Here is a 3,419-nt window from a genome sequence, read left to right as displayed (position 1 = left end):
GCCGAAGACCACTGCCGAGGGCCCCGAGCTGGTCACCCTCCGCGGCCCCTCCGCCGCCGTCGCGAAGAACATGAACGCCTCGCTGGACCTGCCGACGGCCACGTCCGTCCGCGCCGTCCCGGTGAAGCTGCTCTTCGACAACCGGATCGTCATCAACAACCACCTCAAGCGCGCCCGGGGCGGGAAGATCTCCTTCACCCACCTCATCGGCTTCGCGATGGTGCAGGCGATCAAGGCCATGCCGTCGATGAACTGGTCGTACGCGGAGAAGGACGGCAAGCCGACCCTGGTGAAGCCGCCGCACGTCAACTTCGGCCTCGCCATCGACCTGGTGAAGCCGAACGGTGACCGCCAGCTGGTCGTCGCGGGCATCAAGAAGGCCGAGACGCTGAACTTCTTCGAGTTCTGGCAGGCCTACGAGGACATCGTCCGCCGCGCCCGCAACAACAAGCTGACGATGGACGACTTCACCGGCGTCACCGTCTCGCTGACGAACCCCGGCGGCCTCGGCACCGTCCACTCCGTGCCGCGTCTGATGCCCGGCCAGTCGGTGATCATGGGCGTCGGCTCGATGGACTACCCGGCCGAGTTCCAGGGCACCTCCCAGGACACCCTGAACAAGCTGGGCATCTCCAAGGTCATGACCCTGACCTCGACGTACGACCACCGGGTGATCCAGGGCGCCGCCTCCGGCGAGTTCCTGCGGATCGTCGCGAACTACCTCCTCGGCGAGGACGGCTTCTACGACGAGATCTTCGAGGCGCTGCGCATCCCGTACGAGCCGGTGCGCTGGCTCAAGGACATCGACGCCTCCCACGACGACGACGTCACCAAGGCCGCCCGCGTCTTCGAGCTGATCCACTCCTACCGGGTCCGCGGCCATGTCATGGCCGACACCGACCCGCTGGAGTACCGCCAGCGCAAGCACCCCGACCTGGACATCACCGAGCACGGGCTCACCCTGTGGGACCTGGAGCGCGAGTTCGCGGTCGGCGGCTTCGGCGGCAAGTCGATGATGAAGCTCCGCGACATCCTCGGCGTGCTGCGCGACTCGTACTGCCGCACCACCGGCATCGAGTTCATGCACATCCAGGACCCGAAGCAGCGCAAGTGGATCCAGGACCGCGTGGAGCGCCAGCACGCCAAGCCGGAGCGTGAGGAGCAGCTCCGCATCCTGCGCCGCCTGAACGCGGCCGAGGCGTTCGAGACCTTCCTGCAGACGAAGTACGTCGGCCAGAAGCGGTTCTCGCTGGAGGGCGGCGAGTCCGTCATCCCGCTGCTCGACTCGGTCATCGACTCCGCGGCGGAGTCCCGCCTCGACGAGGTCGTCATCGGCATGGCCCACCGCGGCCGCCTGAACGTCCTGGCGAACATCGTCGGCAAGTCGTACGCGCAGATCTTCCGCGAGTTCGAGGGCAACCTCGACCCGAAGTCCATGCACGGCTCCGGCGACGTGAAGTACCACCTGGGCGCCGAGGGCACCTTCACCGGTCTCGACGGCGAGCAGATCAAGGTCTCGCTCGTCGCCAACCCCTCGCACCTGGAGGCGGTCGACCCGGTCCTGGAGGGTGTCGCACGGGCCAAGCAGGACGTCATCAACAAGGGCGGCACGGACTTCACCGTCCTGCCGGTCGCCCTGCACGGTGACGCGGCCTTCGCCGGCCAGGGTGTCGTGGCCGAGACGCTGAACATGTCGCAGCTCCGCGGCTACCGCACCGGCGGCACGGTCCACATCGTCATCAACAACCAGGTCGGCTTCACCGCCGCCCCGGAGTCGTCGCGTTCGTCGATGTACGCGACCGACGTGGCCCGCATGATCGAGGCGCCGATCTTCCATGTGAACGGTGACGACCCGGAGGCCTGCGTCCGTGTGGCGCGGCTCGCCTTCGAGTTCCGCCAGACGTTCAACAAGGACGTCGTGATCGACCTCATCTGCTACCGCCGCCGCGGTCACAACGAGGGCGACAATCCGCAGTTCACCAACCCGCAGATGGTGAACCTGATCGACAAGAAGCGTTCGGTGCGCAAGCTCTACACCGAGTCGCTCATCGGTCGCGGCGACATCACGCTGGAAGAGGCCGAGCAGGCGCTCCAGGACTTCCAGGGCCAGCTGGAGAAGGTCTTCGCGGAGGTCCGCGAGGCCACCAGCCAGCCGGCTCCGGCCCATGTCCCGGACGCCCAGGCCGAGTTCCCGGTGGCGGTCACCACCGCGGTCTCCCAGGAGGTCGTCAAGCGGATCGCCGAGTCGCAGGTCAACATCCCGGACCACATCACCGTCCACCCGCGTCTGATGCCGCAGATGCAGCGCCGCGCGGCCTCGGTGGAGGACGGCACGATCGACTGGGGCATGGGCGAGACCCTGGCCATCGGCTCGCTGCTGATGGAGGGCACCCCGGTCCGGCTCGCCGGCCAGGACACCCGCCGCGGCACCTTCGGCCAGCGCCACGCGGTCCTCGTCGACCAGGAGACCAACGAGGACTACACCCCGCTGCTCTACCTCACCGAGGACCAGGCCCGCTTCAACGTCTATGACTCGCTGCTCAGCGAGTACGCGGCGATGGGCTTCGAGTACGGCTACTCGCTGGCCCGCCCGGACGCGCTGGTCATGTGGGAGGCGCAGTTCGGTGACTTCGTCAACGGCGCGCAGACCGTCGTCGACGAGTTCATCTCCTCGGCCGAGCAGAAGTGGGGCCAGACCTCCGGCGTCACCCTGCTCCTGCCGCACGGCTACGAGGGCCAGGGCCCGGACCACTCGTCCGCCCGCCCGGAGCGCTTCCTCCAGATCTGCGCGCAGAACAACATGACGGTCGCCATGCCGACGCTGCCGTCGAACTACTTCCACCTGCTGCGCTGGCAGGTCCACAACCCGCACCACAAGCCGCTCATCGTCTTCACCCCGAAGTCGATGCTGCGTCTGAAGGCCGCGGCGTCGAAGGCGGAGGAGTTCCTCACCGGCGGCTTCCGCCCGGTGATCGGCGACACCGCTGTTGATTCGGGCGTGGTCGACCCGGCCGCCGTCCGCAAGGTCGTCTTCACGTCCGGCAAGGTCTACTACGACCTCGATGCCGAGCGTCAGAAGCGTGGCGCCAAGGACACCGCGATCATCCGTCTGGAGCGCCTGTACCCGCTGCCGGGTGCCGAGCTCCAGGAGCAGATCGCCAAGTTCCCGAACGCCGAGAAGTACCTGTGGGCCCAGGAGGAGCCGGCGAACCAGGGTGCCTGGCCGTTCATCGCGCTCAACCTGATCGACCACCTGGACCTGGCGGTCGGCGCGGACGTCCCGCACGGCGAGCGCCTGCGCCGTATCTCCCGCCCGCACTCGTCGTCCCCGGCCGTGGGCTCGGCGAAGCGGCACCAGGCTGAGCAGCAGCAGCTGGTGAACGAGGTCTTCGAGGCCTGAGTACAGGAGGCCTGAGTAC

Annotated in this window: 1 protein-coding gene; it reads left to right on the top strand. The window is 67.8% G+C overall.

Annotated features, from left to right (window positions below):
• Nucleotides 1–3,400: multifunctional oxoglutarate decarboxylase/oxoglutarate dehydrogenase thiamine pyrophosphate-binding subunit/dihydrolipoyllysine-residue succinyltransferase subunit (locus ACWGI8_RS41825; RefSeq protein ID WP_453668692.1), on the top strand; the 3,400-nt coding region annotated here is incomplete at its 5' end.
• Nucleotides 3,401–3,419 lie beyond the last annotated feature (19 nt).

It is taken from the genome of Streptomyces sp. NPDC054841 (assembly GCF_053611045.1).
Note: the sequence above shows the minus strand (reverse complement) of the source record. Positions and strands in the feature narration are given on the sequence as shown.